Raw genomic sequence first — 23,621 nt, 5'->3', positions numbered from 1 at the left:
GCGTCGCCGGGGAAAGCTCGGGGCCGCGCTCAGACGCACGGTCCGACGGCCGACCACGATCCCCAGACGCTCGCTCCGGGCTCCTGCCCGCGGGTCCACCACTGCGCCCTGTGGTTGACCCCGTCGTGCGCCACGACGTCGCCACCGAGGTACACCGTGGACGCGTCCCACGGTTCGGCACACTCGGCCACGGCGGGTGCCCCGGCGGCCGGGCCCACCTCCGCCCACGCGCCGAACCAGGACGTCGAGCCCGGCTCCTGGTCGCGCGTCCACCACCGCGCCTCGTAGACGACGCCGTCGTGCTGCACCAGGTCGCCGCGCTGGTACACGGTGCTCGCGTACCAGGGGTTCGGCCCCGGCTCGGGGACGGAGACCTCGGGCAGCACGTCGATGACGGTCGGCTCCTCGACGGGCGCGAACCGCGCACCCGCGTCCGCCGGCGCGGCGTCCGTCAGCTCCAGCAGCCCGGACATGTCGACCGAGCCGTCGGGGGCGATCTCGGGCCGTACGCCGTCGACGTCGAGCGAGACGAACCACGACTCGGCGGCCGCCGACTCCCCACCCAGGTTCCAGTGGTTCGACGGGTCGGTGAGCAGCGACGTGTCGGCCTGCTCGAGGGCCAGCACGTCTACGGCCGGGTTCTGCCACGAGACGACGCCGCGAGCCTCGTAGGCGGTCGACGGCGCGTTGGTCTCCAGCCGGACGCCGCGGCCGTTGGCGACCGAGGTGACGTCGTCGAGCCGGACGTCCGGGCCGGAGTTCGACGTCACGCCGGTGGCGAGGTTGCCGTAGCTGATCGAGTTGCGCAGCAGGTGGTCGCCCGGGATCGACTCGCCGCCGAGCTTGAACCCGTTGCCCTCACCGGTCCGCGAGGGGTCCGCCTCGAGCCAGCCGTTGTCGTACGCGACGGAGTCCTCCACGACGACGGTCCCGATGGGTCCGGTGGTCGACTTCGCGTACAGGTCCCAGCCGTCGTCGATGTTGTGGTGGGCGATGCTGTGCCGGAACACGTTGCCCTCGCCGACGGTGAGCTTCGCGGCGAAGCCGTCCGCGTCGTTGCCCCCGGCGTCGGCGTTGTTGTGGGCCACGGACGAGACCACGAGGTTGTGCGACGGCCACATCGACGGCGGCTCGGCGCTGCGGCCCGAGATCTGGATGCCCGTGTCGGCGTTGTGGTGCGACTCCACGCGCTCGACGACGTTGTGGTGGCCCTCGATCAGCATCGGCTTCGCCTTGTCGCGCGAGCCGGTGATCTCGAGGTCGTAGACGTGCCACCAGTCGCCGCGCAGGACGAGGCCGCCGTCGGGCGACTGCGACAGGTCCAGCGTCGCCCTGGTGCCGGGCTCGGACAGGAGCGTGATCGGCGAGTCAGGAGTGCCGTCACGGCCGCGCTCGGCGACGACCTTGCGCGTCGGGATGTAGACGCCGTCGGTCAGGACGATCTGCTGGCCGGCCTGCGCGAACCCGACCGCGGTGTGGAGGTCGAGCGGGTCGGCCCGGGTGCCGGCGCCGTCGGCCGAGCCGTCCGGTGCGACCCAGATCGACTGCCCCGGCTCGCCGAACCGCTCGACCGTGACGGTCAGGGGCACGTCGACCGGGTCGGTGGACTCGATCTCCTCGCGCTCCCCGAGGTGGGGCTGCTCGGCGTCGGGCAGCAACCGGGCGGTGAGCTCGTTCACCCCGTCCTCGAGGGAGACGGTGGCCAGCGCCCGCTCGCCCGGTGCGAGGGCGATGTCGTCGACGACGACGTCGCCCGCCGCGTCGAGGACCTGGCCGGTGCCGTACATGTTCGCCACGAGCGGGACGTCGAGGCTCCGCTCCGGCGTCGTCGAGGTGACGTCGACGCCGAGCGTGGCCGGCACGTACTCCGTCGGCGGCTCCTGGGCGGGCTCGTCGTCGTCGGGGTGGATCGTGGTGAGCTCCCAGTCGGTGACCGTCACCTGGATCTTGCGGGCGACCGCCATCCCGACGTAGAAGCGCTCCGGGTCCTGCTGCAGCAGCATCTCGGGGTCGTACTGGATGACCTCCAGGACCTCTCCGTCGCGGTGCCAGGTCGCGTGGAACCCGGTGTTCGACCTGCGCAGCGAGAGCTCGAAGACGTCTCCCGTGGCGAACTTCGGACCGGTCGCGTCCGCCCGCCAGCCCTCGTCGAAGACCACGGCGTCGGAGGTGTCCCGCGTCCCCGCGGAGCTGTCGTCCGGCGCGCCGGTGTAGCCGTGCACGAACCTGGCTCCGGGCGTGCCGTCCCGCACCGTCGCGGTCCCCTCCCCGTAGCGCGTGATCAGCGCACCGGCGGAGTTGAAGTAGCGGGCCGCCGACTCCCCGGGCACGAGGGTGTCGACCGCGAGCACGCCGAAACCGGACTGGTTGTCCTTCGTGGCGGCGTCGTCCACGTGGAAGGTGGCGCTGAGCGTGAAGTTCTCCGTCGCCGGGTCGACCTCGGTGTAGTAGTACTGGAACCCGTCCTCGGACGAGGCGAGCTTGGTCGAGCTGGCCCGCGCGTCGAAGGTGATGGTGCCGTCCGCGTTCTCGACCACCTGGCCGCCCGAACCGGCGTTGGAGCCGATGTCGGCGATCTTCCAGCGCTCGACGGCAGTGGCGACGGCGACCTCGAACGGCGCGCCCACGGCGGACTCGGCGCCGCGGTGCGCGACGGCGCGGAGCTGGTAGGTCGCACCGGTGGCGAGCCCGGTCACGTCCGCCGTGGTGCCGACGACCCGGTCGACCGCGGTGACCCACGTGGCGCCGTCGTCGCTGACCTGGACGGAGTAGCTCTCGGCCTCGGGGCTCGGGGACCACTCGGTGGACACGGTGCCCCGGCCGCCGGAGACCGCGGTGGTCAGTGCGGAGACGATCTCCGGACCGACGAGCGGGAGGAAAAATCCGGCGTGCGGGACCCGCGCCGAGGTCAGCGGCGCGTCCTCGCCGTAGCGCGTGATCGAGACCTCGACCTCGTAGTCACCGGACGCGGGCGGTGTCAGCGCGATGCTGCCGGCGGCCCCGTCGGTGACGGTCATGGCCCGGTCGACGACGGCGCCCGTCGCGTCGTGGAGGGCGGCATGGGCGACGTCGCCGCCGTCGGTGCCGAGCAGGCCGGTGTAGCCCACGAGCAGCGTGCGCGGGTCCGCCGGGTCGACGGTGACGGAGTCGACGGTCGGGGCCGCCACCTCGGCCCATGGCGCACGATCACCGAGGTCCACGGGACCGAGCTGCGCCGAGAAGACGTTCACCCCGGAGCTCGGGGACGCGAGGTAGTAGTCGCCGGGCACGGCGATGTCGATCGTCGCGGTCGCGACGGGCACCGTCTCGTCGTCGGCGAGCGCGGGCACGCGGGCGACCTCCCCGGTCGCGCCGTAGAGGGCGAGCGCGCGGTCGCTGCTGCCGCTGCTGCGGGCGTTGACCACGACCTGGGTCGGTGCGTCCTCGGCGCCGACGGTGAAGTGCAGGGAGCGGGCGTCGGCACCGCCGGACCCGTTGAGCTTGATGCGCTGGGAGTAGACGTCCCCGCGGTCGGAGACACGGTCGGTGGCGTCGACGGTGACCTTCTTGGCGTCGGTCGCGTAGATCGTGAAGTCGGTCCCGGTGTCGACCACGGTGGCGTAGTCGCCCGGCGCGAGGTCGCTCGCGTCGAGCGCCGTGCCCGGGCCGACGGCGACGGCCGTCAGCGCGGACGTGGCGGTGAGTGCCGCTGCGACCGCTGCCGCCAGCGACGTGCGGATGGTCCGCCCGAACGGTGTCATGGATCTCCTCGTCGAGATGCGCGTGCGCTGCGATGAACACGCGAGAAACCGGTTTCCCGCACGGTAACCGCATTCCGCAGGCCTCGTCAAGGGGTGGGCGCGGGTCATCGACCACGACGAGCGAGCCGCCGGCGATTGGACGGCTTCCATAACGTTTTGGTTACACTGGCGCGGTCCCCTCCACCGACCCCCCGGAGCGCACCGTGTCACGAGGCCGCCACCACGCAGCGCCCGCTGCCCCGAAGCGCTCCTTCCGGCTCCCGGCGCTCGCCCTGGTCACGCTCCTCGGAACGGGAGTTCTCGGCTCCGGACCTCAGCCGGCGGACGCCGACGACACCGCGGTCGCACCCGTCGCCGGGGTCGCCGAAGGACGCGACCAGCCGGCCGCCAGCCGCTCCGGCGAACGCGCCGCCCGGGAGTCGGCCCGCCAGGCGGCGCCGACGCCCGCCCCGACGCCGACGCCCGCCCCCACGCCCGAGGTCGTCCCCGCTCCGACGGCCCAGCCCGCACCGGAGCCCACGCCCACGCCCGCGCCGCTGCCCGCCGTCACCGGTCAGCTCTGGACCACGGACTCCGTCAACGTCAGGACCGGGCCTTCGGCCGATGCCGAGCGCGTCACGACGGTTCCGCTCGCGACCGTGGTCGACGTCACCGGCACCGCCCAGGACGGGTGGAACCAGGTGGTCTGGGAGGGCGCCGTCGCGTGGGTCAGCTCCAGCTTCCTCTCCGAGACCGAGCCGACAGCTGCGGCGCCGGCGAGCGCTGCGGGGACCTCCGGCGCCGCCTGCTCCGTCAGCCCCGGGATCGAGTCGGGTCTGCAGAGCAACGCGACCGCGGTCTACCGGTCGGTGTGCGCAGCCTTCCCGCAGGTCACCGCGTACGGCGGGCCGCGCCCGGGTGACAGCGGCGACCACGGCACCGGGCGCGCGGTCGACATCATGATCAGCGGCGACCTCGGCTGGGACATCGCCCGCTACGTGCAGGCCAACGCCGGCTCCCTCGGGGTCACCTACGTCATCTACCAGCAGCAGATGTGGATGGCGGGCGACCCTGCGGGCGCCTGGAGGGCGATGGAGGACCGCGGCGGCGTGACCGCGAACCACTACGACCACGTGCACGTCAGCACGTCGTAGCACCTGAGGTCGAACCGTGCGGAGGCGGCGTCGCGCTCCGCTCGGCCAGGTTGTCCTCGAGCCCGGCGTGCCACGCGGGCAGTGCGCCCGACACCCTGCGCGCTCCGGGAAAAGCAGAACGACGCGGGACACTGTTCACCGTGTCCCGCGTCGTCGTCCGGTGGAGCTGAGGGGACTCGAACCCCTGACCCCCTGCATGCCATGCAGGTGCGCTACCAGCTGCGCCACAGCCCCGAGGACCCGAAGGTCCAGGTAAGACGCTCCTCCGGCCGGTTTCCCGTCCTGCGGAGCGTCGCTAGTCTACGCAGAAACGGGCTCCAAGTTCCAATCCGGCCCCGCGTTCCACTCGTCGAGCGGGAAGCCCGCACCGACGTTGTGCGCGACGAGGCGCCACGCGGGCACAGCGGCGGGCCCGGCGCGGTGCAGGTGCGACCAGTGCACGTTGTGCAGGCCGCTGATCCCCCGCCAGCCGGCGGGGTCGAGCCCGAGCAGCGCCGTCACGGCGAGCGTGATCGCGGCGCCGTGCGAGACGACCACGAGGGTGTCCTCGCGGTCGAGCGCGTCGGCGTGCTCCGTCACGGCGGCGAGCATGCGCGCCGCGACGTCGACCTTCGCCTCCGCCCCGGCGCGCGTGGGCTCCTCGCCGGCCCGCCAGGCCGCGTGCTGCTCGGGCCAGCGCTCGGCGATCTCGTCGCCCGTGAGCCCTTCCCACTCGCCGAAGCTGCGCTCGCGCAGGCGCGCGTCGAAGGTCGGCTCCACGCCGACGGCAGCGCCGTAGGCACGGGCGGTGTCGGCAGCACGTCCGAGGTCCGACGTGACGACCCGCGTGGCCCGGTGCGCGGTCGCGAGGGCCTTCGCGCCCTGCTCGGCCTGCCAGCGGCCGACGTCGTCGAGCGGGATGTCGGACTGCCCCTGCAGCCGCAGCGCGGCGTTGAACGCCGTACGGGCGTGCCGCAGGAGGACGACGGTGCCCGCTGTCACGCGAGCGGCTCCCCCGAGAGGCGGATCGCGCCGTCGTCCTCGGAGCGGCTCGCGCCCGTGGTGTCGTCGGCCGCGTCGACCGTCCCGTCGCCCCCGCGGGCGTCCTCGGGAAGCTCCACCACGGGGCAGTCCTTCCAGAGACGCTCGAGCGCGTAGTAGACCCGGTCCTCCGCGTGCTGCACGTGCACGACGACGTCGCCGAAGTCGAGGAGCACCCAGCGGGCCTCCTGCTTCCCCTCGCGGCGGATGGGCTTCGCGCCGGCCTTGTGCATGGCCTCCTCGACGGCGTCGACGATGGCCGACACCTGTCGCTCGTTCGTCCCGGACGCGATGAGGAACACGTCCGTGAGGACGAGCTGCTCGCTCACGTCGAGCGCGATGATCTCCTCGGCCTTGCGGTCGGACGCCGCGCGCGCCGCGGTGACGGCGAGCTCGACGGCCCGTTCGGTAGCAGTCACGTGTTGTCCGTTCGTCGGTGGGGTGTGCGGGTCAGCGGACGGCGCCGAGAGCGCCGGCGGCGTCCCACGCCGGGTCCGAGGGGTCGACCGTCTCGACGACGGCCGCTGCGTCGTCGACCGCCGGGGCGGTGTCGTCGCGCGAGATGAGCTCCCACACGAGCAGCCCGAGCACGAAGGCGACCGCCACGAGGATGAGGTAGTGCAGCCAGGTGTACGACGGGCCGCGCGGTTCGTCGTCGTCCTCGGCGTGGTCGTCGGCGCTCTCGGCCGACCGGGCGTTCACGCGCGGGAAGAGGTCGTCCCCGGCGGGGGCCACCGCGGGCGCGACCGCCGCGGGCGCGCCCGACGTGGTCCCGAACGGTGACCCGGGCTTCTCGACGGCGTGCGCCGGCTCCGGGGCGTCGCCCGACGTGATCGCCGCCCACGGCAGCGCCGAACCCACGGGCTCGGCGGGAGGTGGGGTCGCCTGCCTCGTCGGCCGGGCGGGGGGCGCCTCGACGGGCTCCCGGGCAGCGGGCTGCACCTGAGTCTCGCCCCAGGGCGACGGGGACGGCGCAGGCTCCGGGCTGCGCGGTGCCGTCGCGGCCGCGGTCGAGCTCGCGAACGCGGACATGCGCTGCGGCTGGTTCGTCGGCGGCAGGTTCGTCGAGGGCGCGGGCGCCGACACCTGCCCGAACGGCGTCGCCGCGGGCGCACCGGGTGCCGGCGTCCGTCCGGAGGACGTCGCGAAGGGGTCGCCCGTCGGGGTCGGCGGGCGGACGGGGCCGCTCGCACCGGGCGCCGTCGGACGCTGAACGCCGGCAGGCGGCCGCGAGCTCGTCCGGGTCGGGACGGCCGGCGTCGGTGCGGGCGGGCGGATCATGACGCGCTCGGCGGTCTCCTGGACCGGGGTCAGGCGACCGGTCTCGTCGAGACCGCGCATCCCGCCGGACGCCGCGGGCGGCCGGACGACGGAGGGCTGGGACGGATGGTCCGTCGCACCCGTCGTCTCGCGCAGCGTGCGCCGCGACGGCGGAGGGGTGGGCGGGGCGGCCGGGCGCGCGGGCGGCGTCGGGGCCCAGGAGGAGGCCGACGACGCAGCGGGGGGCTCCGGGGGCGTGCCGCCCGCCTGCGCCGTGCGCTGTGCCGCGGCCGCCTGCTCGCGCTCACGGATCTCGCGCCGCGTCAGGGGGCGGACGGGCTGCATGTTGCTGCCGTTGTCACTCATCGTGCTGACCTCGATACAAACCGTGCTTGGCGATGTACTGGACCACGCCGTCCGGCACCAGGTACCACACCGGCTTGCCCGCCTCCGCGCGTCGACGGCAGTCCGTCGACGAGATGGCGAGCGCCGGCACCTCGAGCGTCGTGACGACGCCGGGAGGCAGGCCCTCGACGCTCAGCCGGTGCTCCGGGCGCGTGACAGCCACGAAGTGTGCCATCTTCCACAGCTCGTCGGCATCCTTCCAGGTCAGGATCTGCTCGATGGCGTCCGCACCGGTGATGAAGAAGAGCTCGGCGTCGGGTCGCGCTTCGCGCAGGTCGCGCAGCGTGTCCACGGTGAAGGTCAGGCCCGGTCGGTCGACGTCGACCCTGCTCACGGTGAAGCGAGGGTTCGACGCGGTCGCGATCACCGTCATGAGATACCGGTGCTCGGCCGGGCTGACCTGCTGGTGCTGCTTGAACGACGGGTTGCCCGTGGGGACGAAGACGACCTCGTCGAGGTCGAACCGCGCGGCGGCCTCGCTCGCGGCGACCAGGTGTCCGTGGTGGATCGGGTCGAACGTCCCGCCCATGACCCCCAGACGGGGCCTGCGCGAGCTCATCGGTCGGTCGTCGGACGCGGCACGGGATCCCGTTCTCTCCGTCAGTGGCGCGTGCCCACGCTGCGGAACGCGTAGGTCACGAGAAGGAGCGCGACGAGGCCTCCGAACGCCAGCAGACCGTAGGCGAGCGGCGGGATGGGCAGGTGCGACGCGGCCTCGGCGCCTTCCTCGGCAGCCTTCACGACGGCTGGGATCACGACGTCCTCCTCGAGAGTCGTCCCCGGACGGGGTCGACCGTCCGGACGGGTCCGGGCGGTGCGTGCTGGGATGCTTGCGGGTGACCGGAGGGGCTCCGGTCGCCGACCAGTGTCTCACGGACCCGTGGGAGCCCGGTCCGGTCGGTACCGGGTACTTCCGGGCGCAGCGGCCGTCACGGACGAACGTGACCGTCGCCGTGCACGACCCATTTCGTCGTCGTGAGCTCGGCGAGGCCCATGGGGCCGCGCGCGTGCAGCTTCTGGGTCGAGATGCCGATCTCGGCGCCCAGACCGAGCTGCCCGCCGTCCGTGAAGCGCGTGGAGGCGTTCACCATGATCGCGGCCGAGTCGAGCTCCGCGACGAACCGCTCGGACGCCTGCAGGTCCCGCGTGACGATCGCCTCGGTGTGCCCCGACGTCCACGTCCGCACGTGCTCGATCGCGGCGTCGAGGTCGTCGACGACCCGCACCGCGATCTCCAGCGCGAGGTACTCCGTCGCCCAGTCCTCGTCGGTCGCCGGGAGGACCTCGAGCCCGGCGGGCGCGAGCGCCGCCGTGCGCTCGTCACCGTGCACGACGACGCCCGCCTCGCCCAGCGCCGCGAGCGCCGCCGGGAGGAAGTCGTCGGCCGCGTCGGCGTGGACGAGCAGCGTCTCGGCCGCGTTGCACACGCCGACCCGCTGCGTCTTGGCGTTGAGCAGGATCTCGAGCGCCATGACCCGGTCGGCGCTCGCGTCGACGTAGACGTGCACGTTCCCGACGCCCGTCTCGATGACGGGGACGGTCGACTCCTGCACGACGGTCCGGATGAGGTCCGCCCCGCCGCGTGGCACGAGGACGTCCACGAGACCGCGGGCGTGCATGAGCGCCACGGCACCCGGCCGCCCGTAGGCGTCGATGGACTGCACGAGGTCGCCCGGCAGTCCCTGCGACTCGAGCGCGCGCGCGAGGACGGCGACGATCACCTCGTTCGAGCTCGCGGCCGCCGACCCGCCGCGCAGGATCACCGCGTTGCCGCTCTTCAGCGCGAGCCCCGCGGCGTCGACCGTGACGTTCGGGCGCGCCTCGTAGATCATCCCGACCACGCCCATCGGGACGCGGAGCTGGCGCAGCCGCAGTCCGTTGGGGAGCGTCGAGCCGCGCACGACCTCGCCCACGGGGTCCGGCAGGCCCGCGAGCTCGCGCAGCGCGTCCGCGATGGCGGCGACGCGCTCCGGCGTCAGGGCGAGCCGGTCGAGCAGCCCGGGTGCCATGCCGTGCGCGCGACCGCGCTCGAGGTCGTCGGCGTTCGCCGCCACGATCTCGTCGGTCGCAGCGACCAGTGCGTCGGCGAGCGCGAGCAGCGCCGCGTCCTTCGTCGCGCGGTTCGCGGTCGCGAGCGCGCGCGACGCCGTCTTGGCGCGGCGGGCGACGTCCTCGACCGCGGTGGCGACGTCGGTGGTGCCGTTCTCGACGGCGGCGGCAGCCCCGCGAGCGACCGCGGCCGTGTCCTCGATGGTCGTCATGTCCCGAGCCTACGACCGACGGACCGGGTCGCGGGAGCGCCGTCCGCCGCGCGGGCACCGACCCTGCGCGCGTCCCCGGCGCCCGCGTGGCGTCAGCGGGCGCGCTTGCGCACCAGGACGAGGTCGTCGCGGTGCACGACCTCGCGGTCGTAGCCCTCCCCCAGCTCCTCGCGCAGGTCGGCCGTCGTGCGGCCGAGCAGCCCGGGGAGGTCGCGCGACTCGAAGGCGACCAGCCCGCGGGCGACGACGCGCCCGTCGGACGTCACGAGCTCGACCGGGTCGCCGGCGTCGAACTCCCCCTCGACGGCGGTGACACCGGCCGGCAGGAGCGAGGCCCGCCCGCCCTGCACGGCCCGCACCGCGCCGTCGTCCAGGACGAGGCGCCCGCGCGTGCGGGCGGCGTGCGCGAGCCACAGCCGGCGCCGGGTCGTGCGCTTCCCGGTCGCCGCGAACCACGTGCCCACGGGGTCCCCCGCGAGCGCGGCCGCCGCGTTCTGGGCCTTCGTGAGCACCACGGGGATCCCGGTCCCGGTCGCGATGGTCACGGACTCCAGCTTGGTCACCATGCCCCCGGTGCCGACCGAGCTCCCCCGCGACGTCACCTCGACGCCCTCGACGTCCGCGGCCGAGCGCACCTCCGCGATGCGCCGCGTCCCGGGTCGCGACGGCGGCCCGTCGTACAGCCCGTCCACGTCGGTGAGGAGCACCATCGCGTCGGCGCGCACGAGGTGCGAGACGAGCGCCGCGAGCCGGTCGTTGTCGCCGAACCGGATCTCGTCCGTCGCCACGGCGTCGTTCTCGTTGACGACGGGGACCACACCGAGGTCGAGCAGCCGCTCGAGGGACCGCTGGGCGTTGCGGTAGTGGCCGCGGCGCACGGTGTCCTCGGCGGTGAGCAGCACCTGGCCCACGCGCAGCCCGTGCGTCGCGAACGCCTCCGTGTACCGGGCGACGAGCATGCCCTGCCCGACGGACGCCGTCGCCTGCGCCGTCGCGAGGTCGCGCGGGCGGGTCGTCAGGCCGAGCGGGCCCAGGCCCGCGGCGATCGCGCCGGACGTGACGAGCACGACCTGGCCGCCGGCCGCGCGCCGCGCGGCGAGGACGTCGACGAGCGCGCGCAGGGCGGCGAGGTCGAGGTGCCCGTCCGCCCCCGTGAGCGACGACGAGCCGATCTTCACGACGACGCGGTGGGCGGTGGCGATCTGGGACCGGGAGGACAGGGCGTTCACCGCCCCATCATCGCGGCCGCACGCCCGGGCGCGCTGGGGATTTCACGAGGCAGGACGCCGACCCCGCGTCGGGGGCAGGAGACGGGCCCGGTTCCGGGGCGGAACCGGGCCCGTCTCCTGCCCACGGCGCTCGTCAGTCCGCGTCGGGATCCGTCCAGGTGCCGGCCTGACGCTCGGTCCACAGCTCGCGGCGCGCCTCGGCCTTGGCGTCCATGCGCTCGTGGTGCTCGCGGCGCTTCTCGGTCCGCGTCGGGCGCAGGCTCTCGTCCAGGCGGTTGTCGGAGCCGCGCGGGCCGCCGAGCAGCTCGGAGCCCGTCATGAGCGTGGGCTCCCAGTCGAAGACGACCGCGTTGACGTCGCTGCCGATGCGCACCTCGTCGCCCGCGACGGCGCCCGCGGCGAACAGCTTCTCCTCGACGCCGATCCGGGCGAGCCGGTCGGCGAGGTACCCCACGGCCTCGTCGTTGGAGAAGTCGGTCTGGCGGACCCACCGCTCGGGCTTCGCGCCGCGCACCTGGAACCAGTAGTCGGTCGCCCCGCCCTTGCGCGTGACGGTGAAGCCCGCCTCGTCCACGGCCCTCGGCCGCAGGACGACGCGCGTCGGCTCGGGCGCGGGCGCGTCCGCACGCGCCTTCTCGACGAGCTCGGCGAGCGCGTAGGTGAGCGCGCGCAGGCCTTCGTGGCTCGCCGTCGAGATCTCGAGGACGCGCAGACCGCGGGCCTCGAGGTCGGGCTTCACGAGCTCGGCGAGCTCGCGCGCCTCGGGGACGTCGATCTTGTTGAGCACGACGATCCGCGGACGCTCCATGAGCGGCACCCGCCCGCCCTCGATCTCCAGGTCGCCCGCGTACGACGCGAGCTCGGCCTCGAGCACGTCGAGGTCGCTGATCGGGTCACGGCCCGGCTCGAGCGTCGCGCAGTCGAGCACGTGGACGATCACGGCGGTGCGCTCGATGTGGCGCAGGAACTCCAGGCCCAGGCCCTTGCCCTCGCTGGCGCCGGGGATCAGCCCGGGGACGTCCGCGACGGTGTACCGCGCGCCGCCGGCCTGCACGACGCCGAGGTTCGGCACGAGCGTCGTGAACGGGTAGTCCGCGATCTTCGGCTTGGCCGCGGAGATCGCGGCGACGAGCGAGGACTTGCCCGCGCTCGGGTAGCCGACGAGCGCGACGTCGGCGATCGTCTTCAGCTCGAGCACGACGTCGCGCTCGTCGCCCGGCTCGCCGAGCAGCGCGAACCCGGGCGCCTTGCGCCGCTGGGACGACAGCGCGGCGTTGCCGAGCCCGCCGCGCCCGCCCTCGGCGAGCACGTACTCCGCGCCCGCGCCGACGAGGTCGGCGAGCACCGTGCCGTCGGTGTCCTTGACCACGGTGCCGTCGGGGACGCGCAGCACGAGGTCCTCGCCGTTCGCGCCGTCGCGGTCGTCGCCCATGCCCTGGGTGCCCGACGTCGCGTGGCGGTGCGGCGAGTGGTGGTACTCGAGGAGCGTCGTGGTCTGCGGGTCGACGACGAGGCGCACGGTCCCGCCGTCGCCGCCGTTCCCCCCGTCCGGCCCGGCGAGAGGCTTGAACTTCTCGCGGCGCACCGACGCGCAGCCGTTGCCACCGTCACCGCCGGAGACGTGCAGCACGACGCGATCGACGAACGTGGCCATGATCAGATCCTCTCGCAGGTGCGCGGAGCGCGGGCGGCGACGGAGGCGTCGACCGCCGGGTGGAGCCGGGTGGTACGGCAGGAGGGGCGCACCGCATCGGTGCGCCCCTCCTGCGTGAAGCCGTGCCGGGTGGTCGTCAGACCTCGGCGGTGACGATGTCGATGACCTTGCGGCCACGGCGCGTGCCGAACTGCACGGCGCCGGCGGCGAGGGCGAACAGCGTGTCGTCCTTGCCGCGGCCGACGTTCTCACCGGGGTGGAAGTGCGTGCCGCGCTGGCGGACGATGATCTCGCCCGACTTGACGACCTGACCACCGAAGCGCTTGACGCCGAGGCGCTGGGCGTTCGAGTCGCGACCGTTGCGCGAGGAGCTCGCGCCCTTCTTGTGTGCCATGACGAACCTGCTTTCGTGCGAGAGGGAGGGTGCCGGGCGGCGTTCGGCGGGGCCGTGCGGCCCGCTGCGTCACGCCGCGAAGATCACTTGATGCCGGTGACCTTGAGGCGGGTCAGCTGCTGACGGTGACCCTGACGACGGCGGTAACCGGTCTTGTTCTTGTACCGCAGGATCGTGATCTTCGGACCCTTCTCGTCCCGCACGACCTCGGCGGTGACCTTGACCTTCGCGAGCTTCGCCGCGTCGGTGGTCACCTTCTCCCCGTCCACCAGCAGGAGGGCGGGCAGCTCGAGGGACTCACCGACGCCGGCGGACACCCGGTCCACCACGACGATGTCGCCGACTGAGACCTTTTCCTGGCGGCCACCGGCCTTGACGATCGCGTACACCACGTTGCTGCTCATCTCTCCTAGTCTTGGCGTGCTCGTCACGGCGTGAGACGTCTTGGAAACTCGGGCACGCCGCGGCGTGCGAGTGCGAAACCGTCCGTGGGCACACGGGACCGGCGCGCCTGGGCGCGCCGACGTTCAAGACTACGGAACCCCGGCCGACAGGTCAAATGCCGCCCTTCGCAGATCCCCGGTCGCGGGGCCGGTCGCAGGCCGCGGGCGTCGCAGGCCCGGTCGCAGGCCGCGGACAGCGGGCCGCAGGCTCAGTCGAGGACGAAGGTGATCTCGAGCATGACCTGCCAGGCGACGATCCGTCCGTCCTGCGTCTCGACCTTCTGCTCCTTCACCCACGCGCCCGAGACGTTGCGCAGCGTCTCGCTCGCCCGCTCCACGCCCGTGCGGACCGCGTCCTCGAAGCTCGTCTCCGACCGCGCGCTGATCTGCGTGACGCGTGCCACCGTTCCGGCCATGGTCGTTCCCTCCCTCGGGCAGGCACCGTGCGCGCCCGCGCTCCACCCGAGCGTCCCGCCGTGCGCACCCGCCCGCCACCGGGAGCGCCCCCGCGGCGGACAGGCGGCGGACAGGCGGCGGGCAGACGAGGGGCAGCTGGGCGGCCGCGCCACCCTCGGCACGCGAGCGGCGAGCCGGGCCACGCCGTGCCAGCCTTGCGGGAGCGGAGGTGATCCCATGGGCTCCCGGTCCGAGACCCCTCGAGACCCCGTCGACGAGGCGATGGCGACCGTCGACCGGCGGGGGTTCCTGCCCCGAGCGCAACGACGGTTCGCCGAGCAGGACCGCCCGCTCGCCATCGGCGGCGGCCAGACGAGCTCCCAGCCCTCCACGGTCGCGGCCATGCTGCGCCTCCTGCAGGTCCCCCGGGACGCCCGCGTGCTCGACGTCGGGGCCGGGTCGGGATGGACGACGGCGCTCCTCGCCCGGCTCGTCGGGCCCGGCGGCCGCGTCGTCGGGGTCGAGCGCGACCCGGGGATCGCCGCGTGGGGAGCGGCCAACGTCGCGCAGGCCGACGTGCCGTGGGCCTCGCTCGAGCCGGCGCGCCGCGGCGTGCTGGGACGTCCCGGCGAGACCTTCGACCGCGTGCTGGTCTCGGCGGCGGCCCAGGCGCTCCCGACCGCGCTCGTGGAGCAGGTCGCCCCGGGCGGTCGGCTCGTCGTCCCGGTCCGGCACACGATGCTCCTCGTCGTGCGTGACGCGGACGGCGCCGTCCGCACGAGCGAGCACGGCTCCTACTCGTTCGTGCCGCTCGTCGAGGACCCGCCCGACGACGCGCCGGGCTGAGCCGTGGGCACCACCTCCGGCGCCGCCGTCCCGCTCCGCCAGGGCGCCACGACGAGGTGCGTCCGGCACCGCGCCTCGTAGCGCTCGGACCCGCCGACGTGCGACGCGTCGGCGACCAGCGCGTCGCCGGCGTCGCCCTCTGCGTCGCCCGCGGGTCTCGTCGCGACGGCTCCGGTGCGGACGTGGAAGGCCGCGTCCTCGCCGCACACCGCGCACACCGCGGTGAGCCGGTCGACGCGTTCAGCGCGCGCCGAGAGGCCCGGCAAGGGTTCGAAGGGACGGGCGTCGTAGGTCACGTCGAGCCCGGCGACCACGACGACCGAGCCGTCGTCGGCCAGCCGCTGGACGACGCCGACGAGGGCGGGACCGAAGAACTGCGCCTCGTCCACGGCCACGAGGTCCCACGGCCCCTCGGCCCGCGCGACCGCCTCGAGCTCGTGCGCGTCGTGGACCGTGCGCGACGCGAGGGACTGGCCGGAGTGCGAGCTCACCGTGCCGCTCCCCCGCCGCGTGTCGAGGACGTGGTCCACGAGCAGCACGCGCCGTCCGGCGACCTGTGCCCGGCGCACCCGGCGCAGGAGCTCCTCGGTCTTGCCCGCGAACATGGGTCCGGACACGACCTCCACCCGACCGGTCACCACGGCCGCCTACCGGTGCCGCGCGAGGCCCGGCGACTGCCGGACGGGGAGCGGCTTGGGCGCCGGCAGCGGGTCCGCGGGCGTCGCGCCGCTCGACGGCCGGGCCTCCTCGCGCCGTGCGCGCCGGGACGACTCCCCGGCCTCCTCCTCGTCCCGGGCGCCACCCAGCACGGTGAGCTCGGGCACCCGCGTCACGAGCGGCAGCTCCTTCGTCCCGGTCGACCTCTCGAGGGTCCGGGCCTGCGGGACGACCGTGGAGACCCGCACGACGCCCGGCACGGGCAGAGGGCCCGGCGCGAGGTCAGCAGGCTGCTCGTCAGCAGGCTGGTCCTTCGCGGTGCGCTCCTCCGCGGTCCGGTCCTCCGCGGTCCGGTCCTCCGCGGTCCGGTCCTCCGCGGGCTGGTCGTCCGCCGTCCGGTCCTCGGGCGCGCGGTCGGGAGCGCTCGCCCCGCTCCCGGACGGTGACGCCGGCGGGACCGGGACCACCGGGGCCGGAGTGGCGACGGTCCGCGCGTCGTCGGGCGCGGTCGGGAGAGCCGGACGACCGGGCAGGGCACCGTCGGGTGCGGCGGCTGCGCGGTTCAGCGCCCCGTAGGGAACGTGGACGCTCGGCGCGGCGAGCCGGGTGGACTCGACCTGCGCGCGTTGGTCGTCGAAGAAGATGTGCGGTCGGAGCACCTCGAGGATCCCCGCCTTGTCGATCCCACCGAGGAAGAACGCGTCGTCGACGGAGACGCCCCACGACTTGAGCGTCGCCACGGCACGCTCGTGCGCAGGCGCGGACCGGGCCGTGACGAGCGCGACGTGGATGCGCGGGTCGTACGAGGGGTCCTCGCGGCGACGCGCCCTCTCGACCTCCTGCAGCCGGTGGATGCCGACGACCAGGTCCCGCAGCGGCCCGCCGCCGAGCGGCACGTCCGACAGCGCCGCCTCGCGCCGACGGTAGGACGCGAGGTCCCCACCGCGGAACTGCTGCTCCGACGAGTCGTCGGCGAGCACGCCGTCGACGTCGAACGCGATGCGCAGCTCGTCCCCCGGCTCGTCGGCGAACGTCGGGTCGAGCACGTAGCCCGCGGGGAGCCCGAGCGCGACCGCGTCGCGCACCGAGGCCTCGTCGGCCGAGAGGAAGAGGTCCATGTGGAGGGGGCGGATGAACTCGTAGGGCGTGTGGCCCTGGCGGAACACCGCTCGCGTGATGGGCAGGTCGTGGTGGCGCACGGACCGCATGACGCGCAGCCCGGTCTCCGGGGAGTTGCGCGACATGACGATGACCTCGACCAGCGGGTCGTCCTCGGACGCCGCGAGGTCGTTGAGGGCCAGCAGGCGCCGCACGAAGCCGAACGCGACACCGGGTCGCAGCGGTTCGCCGAGGTGCTGCTCCTGGAACGCGCGGTACGCGGTCTCGCCCTCGGTCCGGAACACGCGGTCGGAGTCGGTCAGGTCGAACAGTGCGGACGAGGCGACGCCGACGACGAGGCGGCCCGTGAGGTCGTAACCCATGGCGGCACTATGCCAGGCTCGCGCCCTCCGGCGGAACGTCGCCCGAGGAGGGGGACCACTCCTCGCGGAGGACCCCCAGGACCACCGCGTCGTACCGGACGCCGTCCACGACGCGCGCACGGCGGAACCGTCCCTCCTCGACGTACCCGAGGCGGTGGCCGACCCCGAGCATGGCCCCGTTCCCGGACCACGTGGCGAGGTCGAGCCGCACCCAGTCCGTCACCGAGAACAGGTACGTCGTCCACGCGCGCAGCGCCTCGCGCCCGACGCCGCGACCCCGCAGCGAAGGGTCGAAGACGGTCACGCCCAGCCGGGCCCACTGCGTCTCCGCGGACTCCCAGTACCAGGAGCAGGTCCCGACGAGCCGGTCCTCGTCGTCGGCGACGACGACGCGACGCGGCGGCAGTCCGTCCTCGGCCAGCCCGCGCGGGTCGCGCGCCTCCGCCGCCGAGGCGTCCGTGAGGCGCGCGACGAGCGCGTCGGCCGCCGCGTCGTCGGGCACCGGGTAGTACGGCCCGTCCCACCGGTGCCACTCGTGGTGCGGTCGCATCCACTCGCGGAACGCGGCGAGGTCGCGCGGGGTCCACCCGCGCAGCCGCACCCCGGGCCCGACGCCGTACGTCGGGACCGTGGTCACGCCTGGTCCTCGACCGCCTCGTCCGGGGTGTCGGTCGCGGGTGCGTCGTCGGCCGGGCCTGTCGCCTCGTGCACCGCCGGCTCGACGGGCTCGGGCTGGTCGTGCTCGGGCTCGGACGTGACGACCTCGCCCTCCGGCAGGATCCCGTCGTGCTCGTGCTCGTGCGCGTGGTCGTGCGCGTGAGCCGCGGCGGCCGCGATGGTGGCCAGCGTCGCCTTGACCGCCTCGCGCGCCTGCGACGAGACCTCCGGCAGCACCGGGACGCCCGCGTGCGGCAGCGTGATCGGGGCGTCCTGGGACGTCCCCTGCTCCGTGGCGGAACCCGACCCGCGCTTGCGGCGCGAGCGCTGCTTCGCGTCGCCGTTGCCCTCGGGAGCGCCGCCACCGTTGCCCTGGCCGTTGCCCCCGCCCGACTTCTCGATCGGGTCCGTGTGCACGATGAACCCCCGGCCGTGGCAGTGCTCGCACGTCTCGCTGAACGCCTCGACGAGACCCTGCCCGACGCGCTTGCGCGTCATCTGGACGAGGCCGAGCGACGTGACCTCCGCGACCTGGTGCTTCGTCCGGTCCCGACCGAGGCACTCGACGAGCCGGCGCAGCACGAGGTCCCGGTTCGACTCGAGCACCATGTCGATGAAGTCGATGACGATGATGCCGCCGATGTCGCGCAGCCGGAGCTGGCGGACGATCTCCTCCGCGGCCTCGAGGTTGTTGCGCGTCACGGTCTCCTCGAGCGTGCCGCCCGAGCCCGTGAACTTGCCCGTGTTGACGTCCACGACCGTCATCGCCTCGGTGCGGTCGATGACGAGCGAACCGCCCGACGGGAGCCAGACCTTGCGGTCCATGCCCTTCGCGAGCTGCTCGTCGACGCGGTGCACGGTGAAGACGTCCTGCGTGCCCGTCCACCTCGAGACGCGCTCGCGAAGGTCCGGGGCGAGCTCCTCGACGTACGAGGAGATCTCGGTCCAGGCACCGTCGCCCTGCACGACGAGCGACGTGAAGTCGTCGTTGAAGATGTCCCGGACCACGCGGATCGCGAGGTCGGGCTCGCCCTGGAGCAGCGCCGGAGCGCTCGACGACTTCTTCGCCTTGGCCTCGATGGACTCCCACTGACCGCGCAGACGCTCGACGTCGGCGCGCAGCTCGTCCTCGCTCGCCCCCTCGGCCGCGGTGCGCACGATGACGCCCGCGCCGTCGGGCACGACCTCCTTGAGGATCTTCTTCAGGCGGTTGCGCTCGGTGTCCGGCAGCTTGCGGCTGATGCCGGTCATGCCGCCGCCCGGGACGAAGACGAGGTAGCGGCCCGCGAGGGTGATCTGCGACGTCAGGCGCGCGCCCTTGTGGCCGATCGGGTCCTTGGTGACCTGCACGAGGACCGGGTCGCCGGACTTGAGCGCCTGCTCGATCCGGCGCGGCTGCCCCTCGAGACCCGCGGCGTCCCAGTTCACCTCGCCCGCATAGAGCACCGCGTTGCGGCCCTTGCCGACGTCGATGAACGCGGCCTCCATGCTCGGCAGCACGTTCTGCACGCGACCGAGGTAGACGTTGCCGGCCATCGACGTCTGGGACTGCTGCGAGACGTAGTGCTCCACGAGCACGCCGTCCTCGAGCACGGCGATCTGCGTGCGCCCGTTCGTCTCGCGCACGACCATCGAGCGCTCGACGGACTCGCGGCGCGCGAGGAACTCCGCCTCGCTGATGATCTGACGGCGACGTCCGGCGTCACGACCCTCGCGGCGGCGCTGGCGCTTGGCCTCGAGGCGCGTCGACCCCTTGAGCGCCGTGACCTCGTCCGCGAGGCTGCGCTCGCGCGGGCGGGTCCGGGTCGTCACCTCGCCGGGCTCGCCCCGACCACCGCGGCGACGACGGCGACGACGGCGGCTCGAACCGCTCTCGTCCTCGCCCTCGGCCGGCTCGTCGGTCTCGGCGTCCTCCGCGGTCTCCTCGACGGTGTCCGCGTCGTCGACCGGTGCCTCGGCACCGTCCCGACCACCCTCGTTGCGCCCGCGACGGCCACGACCACCGCGGCGACGCCGACGTCGCGGCGCACCGTCGACGTCGTCGCCCTCCTGCGCGTCGTCGTCGTCGTCGGCCGGCTCCGCGTCGACGGTGCCGGCGTCGACGGTGCCGGCGTCAGCGGTGCCGGCGTCAGCGGTGCCGGCGTCGACCGTTCCGGGGAGGTCCGCGTCGGCGAAGTCCTCGGGACCGAAGGCCACGGTCGCGAGCTCGACGCCCTCTGCGACGAGCTCCGACTCGATGGCCTCGACCTCCTCGACGGCGGCGCGGTCCTCACCGCTCAGCACGAGCTCGGCCGTCACGTCCGTGGCCTCGGTCACCGGTGCCTGCGACGCGACGTCCGGCACCGGCGCAGCAGCACGCGCCGGCCCTGCGGACCGACCCGCGGAGCGACGCGACGAGCGGGTCGCACGGCCGCCCGACCGCTCCCGCGACGCCACCGGCTGCTCCGGCTCGGGCCGCTCGGTCACGGGCTGCTCCGGCTCGGACCGCTCGGTCACGGGCCGCTCCGGCGCCGTCGTCCCGGACGCACGCTTCCCGGCCACCGCGGGAGCGGGCTCGACGGACGCGGGCTCCACCACCGTCTCGTGGTGCGCAGGCGGCCCGGCAGGGCTCTGGGCGCGGCGCGGTCGACGCGGGGCTGCGGCCGGGTCGGGCGCCTGGAAGAGGAGTGCGGTCGTCGCGAGGCGCGGCGTCCCCGAGCCCGTGGTCGAGACCGGGGACGTGGGCTGCGCGGTCGTCACGGTCTCCGGGCTCGTGGGCGCTGGGCTCGAGGTCTCGGGCGTGGTCGCCCCACGGCTCGTCGCGGTCTCGCGCTGCGCGTCGGTCGACGGCGCACCGGCCGCGGCGGTCGCCCGCCGGGACCGCCGTGCGCGCTGACCCGAGGCGGGCGCCGCGCTCGGCGACGTGGCGGACGCGTCCGCGGCGGCCGGTGCCGAGGCGGCCTGGGCCGCGCCGGCGTCCGACGTCGCGCTCTCAGGCGTGGTCTCGGGTACGGCGCTCGCGGCCGTCGCCGTGCCGGAGGTGGTCTCGTCGGCCACGGCCTTCGCGCGGCGCGAGCGGCGGGCAGGCTTCTTCGCGACGTCGGGCTCTGCCGGGACGTCGTCCGTGGCGGCCGGGAGTCCGGTCGCCGCAGCGTCCCCCACCACGGGGACAGCCGCACCACCGGGTGCAGCCGTCTCGGCGGGAGCGGCCACCGCAGCAGCCGCCTTCGTCCCGGACGTCGACCGACGGCCGGCCCGCTTGGCACGACGCGGCTCCGCGCTCGTGCCCAGGAGCACGTCGGCGTCGAGCAGCGCGTCGGCGTCGGGCTCGGCGGCCGGCGCGTCCACGGCCGTCTCGGCCGGTGCAGCACGCAGGCCGAACTCGGAGAGGACGTCGAGCGCCGGCGGCTCGGCGGTCACCGCGGGCGAGCCGGTCGGCGCCGCCTTCTTGCGCTTCGCACCGCTCTTCGCCCGACGCGGGGCGGGCGCGGTCTCGGCCGCCGTCTCGACGGCTGCGTCGACGACGTCCGGCGCTGCGACGGTCGTCGACGGCTCACCGCTCGTCGGGGCGGCAAGCGTCGGTCCTGCGCTCGCCGGCGCGGGAGTCGTCCCCGTGCTCTCGTCGCCGGAGGTGCCGTCGGGGGCGGTCGTCGTCGATCGGGTCGCGCGGCGCGGCCGACGGGCGGCACGGGCGCCCGCGACCGGCTCCTGGGTGGCGTCGGCCCGGGGCGTCTCCTCCGCGGACGCCGCGCGCGGCGCGGCGGCGGGCGTGCTCGACGTCGCGGGGGCGCTCGCTTCCGCGGCGTCCGTGCCCGCGCCGCGGTCCGGGGCGGTGGCAACCGGCTCGCCCGCGGGCGGGGCGACGTTCCTGGTCGCGCGACGGCGACCGGTCTTGCGCGCGGGAGCAGCCTGCGCGGTGGGGTCCTGCTCGACGCCGCCCGTGGCGGGGGCGTCAGCGGTGCTGTCGGAGGTGTTGTCGAGCGTCACGCGTCGTGCTCCAGCTTGCTCGAGGCCCCGCCCCGCACCGTGCGGCCCCTCGGGCGGTCGGTCGTCGCCCGGGGAGAGCGCACCGGAGCGCGTCTCCCCCGCGACGGAAGTCGTCGGTCACGGCTGCGGCACGCGGTGGACGGCGCGGGCGCCTGCCGTACCGGGCCCTTCGCCCCGTGGCGGCGCTCCGCGGGCCGCTGTCGCGGACTGCTGCAAGCACGTGTGCGCCAAGGGACGATGCGGTGCCCGCCTGGCACGCCCAGTATCGCACAGGGCGACCATCCGCCCCTGACGACACGCACCTGGTCGGCGAGAGGCGCGCGCGTCCGCTCGGGACGGTCGTCCGCGCGTCGCGGGACCACGGTCCTGCAACCTTGTGAACATAGTCACAAGCGCCGGGTTTTCAGCACTTCTCGTCATCTCGGGCCGCGCCGATGGTGCAGATTGGGCCTACCGTCGAACGAGGGCGCGCTGCGCGTCGCCCGAGTCCGGTGTCGTCCGTCCGACCCCGTCGGCCTCCCGAGGAGCGCACGTGGATGCTCTAGATCTCGCCCGGTGGCAGTTCGCCATCACCACCGTCTACCACTTCATCTTCGTGCCGCTGACGATCGGCCTCTCCCCCCTCGTCGCGATCATGCAGACGGCCTGGGTCCGCACGGGGAACGAGCGGTGGCTGCGCCTGACCAAGTTCTTCGGCAAGCTCCTGCTCATCAACTTCGCCCTCGGCGTCGTGACGGGCATCGTGCAGGAGTTCCAGTTCGGCATGAACTGGAGCGAGTACTCGCGCTTCGTCGGCGACGTCTTCGGCGCCCCGCTCGCGATGGAGGCGCTCGCCGCGTTCTTCGTCGAGTCCACGTTCCTCGGCCTGTGGATCTTCGGCTGGGACCGGCTCAGCAAGAAGGTCCACCTCGCGTGCATCTGGGCGGTGGCGCTCGCCACCAACCTCTCGGCGTTCTTCATCCTCGCGGCGAACTCGTGGATGCAGCACCCCGTCGGGGCGGTCTACAACCCGGAGACCGGGCGCGCCGAGATGAACGACATCTGGGCGGTCCTCACGAACAACACCCTCCTCGCCGCGTTCCCGCACCAGATCACCGCCACGATGCTCACGGCGGGCACCTTCGTCACGGGGATCGCCGCCTGGTGGATGGTGCGCCTCGTGCGCACGAGGAAGGCCGAGAACGTCGAGCTCGCGCGGGACGTCTACCGTCCGGCCGTGACGCTCGGCGTCATCGCGATGCTCGTCGGCGGGATCGGCGTCGCGGTCTCCGGCGACGTCCAGGGCAAGATCATGTACGAGCAGCAGCCCGGCAAGATGTCGTCGGCCGAGGCGCTGTGCGAGGGCGAGGAGGGCGCGGCGTTCTCGATCCTCACGATCGGCGACCTGTCGAACTCGTGCGAGAACGTGCGGCACCTCATCGAGATCCCCGGCCTCGCCTCGTACCTGGGCACCGGCCACTTCTCCGGCCCGGAGAGCTACCTGCCCGGCGTCGAGGACGTCCAGGAGGAGATGACCGAGCGCTTCGGCGACACCACCGCGGCCGGCGACCCCGTCACGTACACGCCGAACCTCGCGATCACCTACTGGGCGTTCCGCCTCATGATCGGGATGGCTGCCGGGTCCGTCCTGCTCGCGCTCATGGCGCTGTGGCTCACCCGGAGGGGACGGGTCACCGACAACGTGTGGTTCGCGCGCGTCGGGCTGATCGCGATCCCCATGCCCTTCCTCGCGAACTCGTTCGGCTGGATCTTCACGGAGGTCGGCCGCCAGCCCTGGGTCGTCGCGCCCAACCCGACGGGCATCGACCAGATCCGCCTGCTCACCGAGCGCGGCGTCTCGACGGTCGTCAGCCCCGGCATGGTCCTCACGTCGATGATCGTCTTCACGCTCGTCTACGGAGCGCTCGCGGGCGTCTGGTTCACGCTCATGCGTCGCTACGCGATCGAGGGCGTGCCGCTGAGCGTGCGCGACGAGTCGCCCGAGGCGCAGGAACCGCCGGGAGACGGGTCCGGCGACGCCGACGACGACGCCCACGCTCCCCTGTCCTTCGCCTACTGACGCGCCGCGCCCGGCACCCG

Annotated in this window: 19 protein-coding genes and 1 tRNA gene; 3 read left to right on the top strand and 17 right to left on the bottom strand. The window is 74.2% G+C overall.

All coding sequences use genetic code 11. The features are described 5' to 3' along the window. Positions 1 to 29: 29 nt before the first annotated feature. The gene (locus ACZCLJ_RS00840) at positions 30 to 3,740 is read right to left on the bottom strand and encodes a carbohydrate-binding protein (RefSeq protein ID WP_463105140.1); all 3,711 of its coding nucleotides are present in this window, start codon (positions 3,738 to 3,740) and stop codon (positions 30 to 32) included. A 203-nt stretch (positions 3,741 to 3,943) separates the two neighbouring features. Here ACZCLJ_RS00840 and ACZCLJ_RS00835 point away from each other — a divergent pair, with 203 nt between their 5' ends. Continuing rightward, positions 3,944 to 4,873: an SH3 domain-containing protein gene (locus tag ACZCLJ_RS00835; RefSeq protein WP_463105139.1), complete on the top strand. Its 930-nt coding sequence runs from the start codon at positions 3,944 to 3,946 to the stop codon at positions 4,871 to 4,873. Positions 4,874 to 5,034: 161 nt separating this feature from the next. On the opposite strand, the gene ACZCLJ_RS00830 is transcribed toward ACZCLJ_RS00835, so the two are convergent. The 12 genes from ACZCLJ_RS00830 to ACZCLJ_RS00775 form a co-directional block, all read right to left on the bottom strand. Next, positions 5,035 to 5,107 (bottom strand) — tRNA-Ala (locus tag ACZCLJ_RS00830). Positions 5,108 to 5,173: 66 nt separating this feature from the next. Continuing rightward, on the bottom strand, positions 5,174 to 5,854 hold the full coding sequence (locus ACZCLJ_RS00825) for a histidine phosphatase family protein (RefSeq protein WP_463105138.1): 681 nt from the start codon (positions 5,852 to 5,854) through the stop codon (positions 5,174 to 5,176). Continuing rightward, positions 5,851 to 6,312 (bottom strand): ribosome silencing factor, encoded by a 462-nt coding sequence (rsfS, locus tag ACZCLJ_RS00820; protein WP_463105137.1) that lies wholly within the window; start codon positions 6,310 to 6,312, stop codon positions 5,851 to 5,853. The genes ACZCLJ_RS00825 and rsfS overlap by 4 nt, the downstream gene beginning before the upstream one ends. Positions 6,313 to 6,343: 31 nt before the next feature. Then, positions 6,344 to 7,519, bottom strand: coding sequence for a hypothetical protein (locus tag ACZCLJ_RS00815; RefSeq protein ID WP_463105136.1), 1,176 nt, complete (start codon positions 7,517 to 7,519; stop codon positions 6,344 to 6,346). After that, the gene (nadD, locus tag ACZCLJ_RS00810) at positions 7,512 to 8,117 is read right to left on the bottom strand and encodes a nicotinate-nucleotide adenylyltransferase (RefSeq protein WP_463105135.1); all 606 of its coding nucleotides are present in this window, start codon (positions 8,115 to 8,117) and stop codon (positions 7,512 to 7,514) included. The genes ACZCLJ_RS00815 and nadD overlap by 8 nt, the downstream gene beginning before the upstream one ends. Positions 8,118 to 8,158: 41 nt before the next feature. Then, positions 8,159 to 8,314: a hypothetical protein gene (locus ACZCLJ_RS00805; RefSeq protein WP_251151667.1), complete on the bottom strand. Its 156-nt coding sequence runs from the start codon at positions 8,312 to 8,314 to the stop codon at positions 8,159 to 8,161. Between the two features lie 173 nt (positions 8,315 to 8,487). Continuing rightward, positions 8,488 to 9,819, bottom strand: a complete 1,332-nt coding sequence (locus ACZCLJ_RS00800) for a glutamate-5-semialdehyde dehydrogenase (RefSeq protein WP_463105134.1) — start codon at positions 9,817 to 9,819, stop codon at positions 8,488 to 8,490. Between the two features lie 92 nt (positions 9,820 to 9,911). Further along, positions 9,912 to 11,039 carry a glutamate 5-kinase gene (gene proB / locus ACZCLJ_RS00795; RefSeq protein ID WP_251151885.1) on the bottom strand — a complete coding sequence of 376 codons (1,128 nt, stop codon included), beginning with the start codon at positions 11,037 to 11,039 and terminating at the stop codon, positions 9,912 to 9,914. A gap of 142 nt (positions 11,040 to 11,181) precedes the next feature. Continuing rightward, entirely contained in the window at positions 11,182 to 12,702 is a 1,521-nt protein-coding gene (gene obgE, locus ACZCLJ_RS00790) for a GTPase ObgE (protein WP_251151669.1), read from the bottom strand. 136 nt (positions 12,703 to 12,838) lie between these two features. Continuing rightward, positions 12,839 to 13,096, bottom strand: coding sequence for a 50S ribosomal protein L27 (rpmA, locus tag ACZCLJ_RS00785; protein WP_251151670.1), 258 nt, complete (start codon positions 13,094 to 13,096; stop codon positions 12,839 to 12,841). An 83-nt stretch (positions 13,097 to 13,179) separates the two neighbouring features. Next, positions 13,180 to 13,488, bottom strand: coding sequence for a 50S ribosomal protein L21 (gene rplU / locus ACZCLJ_RS00780; RefSeq protein WP_251151886.1), 309 nt, complete (start codon positions 13,486 to 13,488; stop codon positions 13,180 to 13,182). Positions 13,489 to 13,748: 260 nt separating this feature from the next. After that, positions 13,749 to 13,955: a dodecin family protein gene (locus tag ACZCLJ_RS00775; RefSeq protein ID WP_251151671.1), complete on the bottom strand. Its 207-nt coding sequence runs from the start codon at positions 13,953 to 13,955 to the stop codon at positions 13,749 to 13,751. 217 nt (positions 13,956 to 14,172) lie between these two features. Between ACZCLJ_RS00775 and ACZCLJ_RS00770 the strand changes: the two genes are divergently transcribed. Further along, positions 14,173 to 14,781 (top strand): protein-L-isoaspartate O-methyltransferase family protein, encoded by a 609-nt coding sequence (locus tag ACZCLJ_RS00770; RefSeq protein WP_463105133.1) that lies wholly within the window; start codon positions 14,173 to 14,175, stop codon positions 14,779 to 14,781. Here the strand turns inward: ACZCLJ_RS00770 and ACZCLJ_RS00765 are convergent. The 4 genes from ACZCLJ_RS00765 to ACZCLJ_RS00750 are packed head-to-tail and all read right to left on the bottom strand — an operon-like array spanning position 14,730 to position 20,975. Beyond that, positions 14,730 to 15,398, bottom strand: coding sequence for a thymidine kinase (locus ACZCLJ_RS00765; protein WP_463105132.1), 669 nt, complete (start codon positions 15,396 to 15,398; stop codon positions 14,730 to 14,732). The two genes, ACZCLJ_RS00770 and ACZCLJ_RS00765, sit on opposite strands and share 52 nt — an antisense overlap. A gap of 30 nt (positions 15,399 to 15,428) precedes the next feature. Then, the gene (locus ACZCLJ_RS00760; RefSeq protein WP_463105131.1) at positions 15,429 to 16,919 is read right to left on the bottom strand and encodes a 5'-nucleotidase; all 1,491 of its coding nucleotides are present in this window, start codon (positions 16,917 to 16,919) and stop codon (positions 15,429 to 15,431) included. 7 nt (positions 16,920 to 16,926) lie between these two features. Continuing rightward, positions 16,927 to 17,556: a GNAT family N-acetyltransferase gene (locus tag ACZCLJ_RS00755; protein WP_463105130.1), complete on the bottom strand. Its 630-nt coding sequence runs from the start codon at positions 17,554 to 17,556 to the stop codon at positions 16,927 to 16,929. Further along, positions 17,553 to 20,975: an Rne/Rng family ribonuclease gene (locus ACZCLJ_RS00750; protein WP_463106333.1), complete on the bottom strand. Its 3,423-nt coding sequence runs from the start codon at positions 20,973 to 20,975 to the stop codon at positions 17,553 to 17,555. Before ACZCLJ_RS00750 ends, ACZCLJ_RS00755 begins: the two co-directional genes overlap by 4 nt. 1,099 nt (positions 20,976 to 22,074) lie before the next feature. Here ACZCLJ_RS00750 and ACZCLJ_RS00745 point away from each other — a divergent pair. Next, positions 22,075 to 23,601, top strand: a complete 1,527-nt coding sequence (locus tag ACZCLJ_RS00745; RefSeq protein WP_463105129.1) for a cytochrome ubiquinol oxidase subunit I — start codon at positions 22,075 to 22,077, stop codon at positions 23,599 to 23,601. The last annotated feature ends 20 nt before the right edge of the window (positions 23,602 to 23,621 follow it).

The organism is Cellulosimicrobium sp. So1_17, from assembly GCF_055181235.1.
Note: the sequence above shows the minus strand (reverse complement) of the source record. Positions and strands in the feature narration are given on the sequence as shown.

Excerpts from the sequence above, each read along its gene's own strand:
- rpmA (WP_251151670.1), bottom strand. The coding sequence starts at position 13,096 with ATGGCACACAAGAAGGGCGCGAGCTCCTCGCGCAACGGTCGCGACTCG.
- ACZCLJ_RS00840 (WP_463105140.1), bottom strand. The coding sequence starts at position 3,740 with ATGACACCGTTCGGGCGGACCATCCGCACGTCGCTGGCGGCAGCGGTC.
- ACZCLJ_RS00770 (WP_463105133.1), top strand. The coding sequence starts at position 14,173 with ATGGGCTCCCGGTCCGAGACCCCTCGAGACCCCGTCGACGAGGCGATG.
- ACZCLJ_RS00815 (WP_463105136.1), bottom strand. The coding sequence starts at position 7,519 with ATGAGTGACAACGGCAGCAACATGCAGCCCGTCCGCCCCCTGACGCGG.
- ACZCLJ_RS00760 (WP_463105131.1), bottom strand. The coding sequence starts at position 16,919 with ATGGGTTACGACCTCACGGGCCGCCTCGTCGTCGGCGTCGCCTCGTCC.
- obgE (WP_251151669.1), bottom strand. The coding sequence starts at position 12,702 with ATGGCCACGTTCGTCGATCGCGTCGTGCTGCACGTCTCCGGCGGTGAC.
- nadD (WP_463105135.1), bottom strand. The coding sequence starts at position 8,117 with ATGAGCTCGCGCAGGCCCCGTCTGGGGGTCATGGGCGGGACGTTCGAC.
- ACZCLJ_RS00800 (WP_463105134.1), bottom strand. The coding sequence starts at position 9,819 with ATGACGACCATCGAGGACACGGCCGCGGTCGCTCGCGGGGCTGCCGCC.
- ACZCLJ_RS00775 (WP_251151671.1), bottom strand. The coding sequence starts at position 13,955 with ATGGCCGGAACGGTGGCACGCGTCACGCAGATCAGCGCGCGGTCGGAG.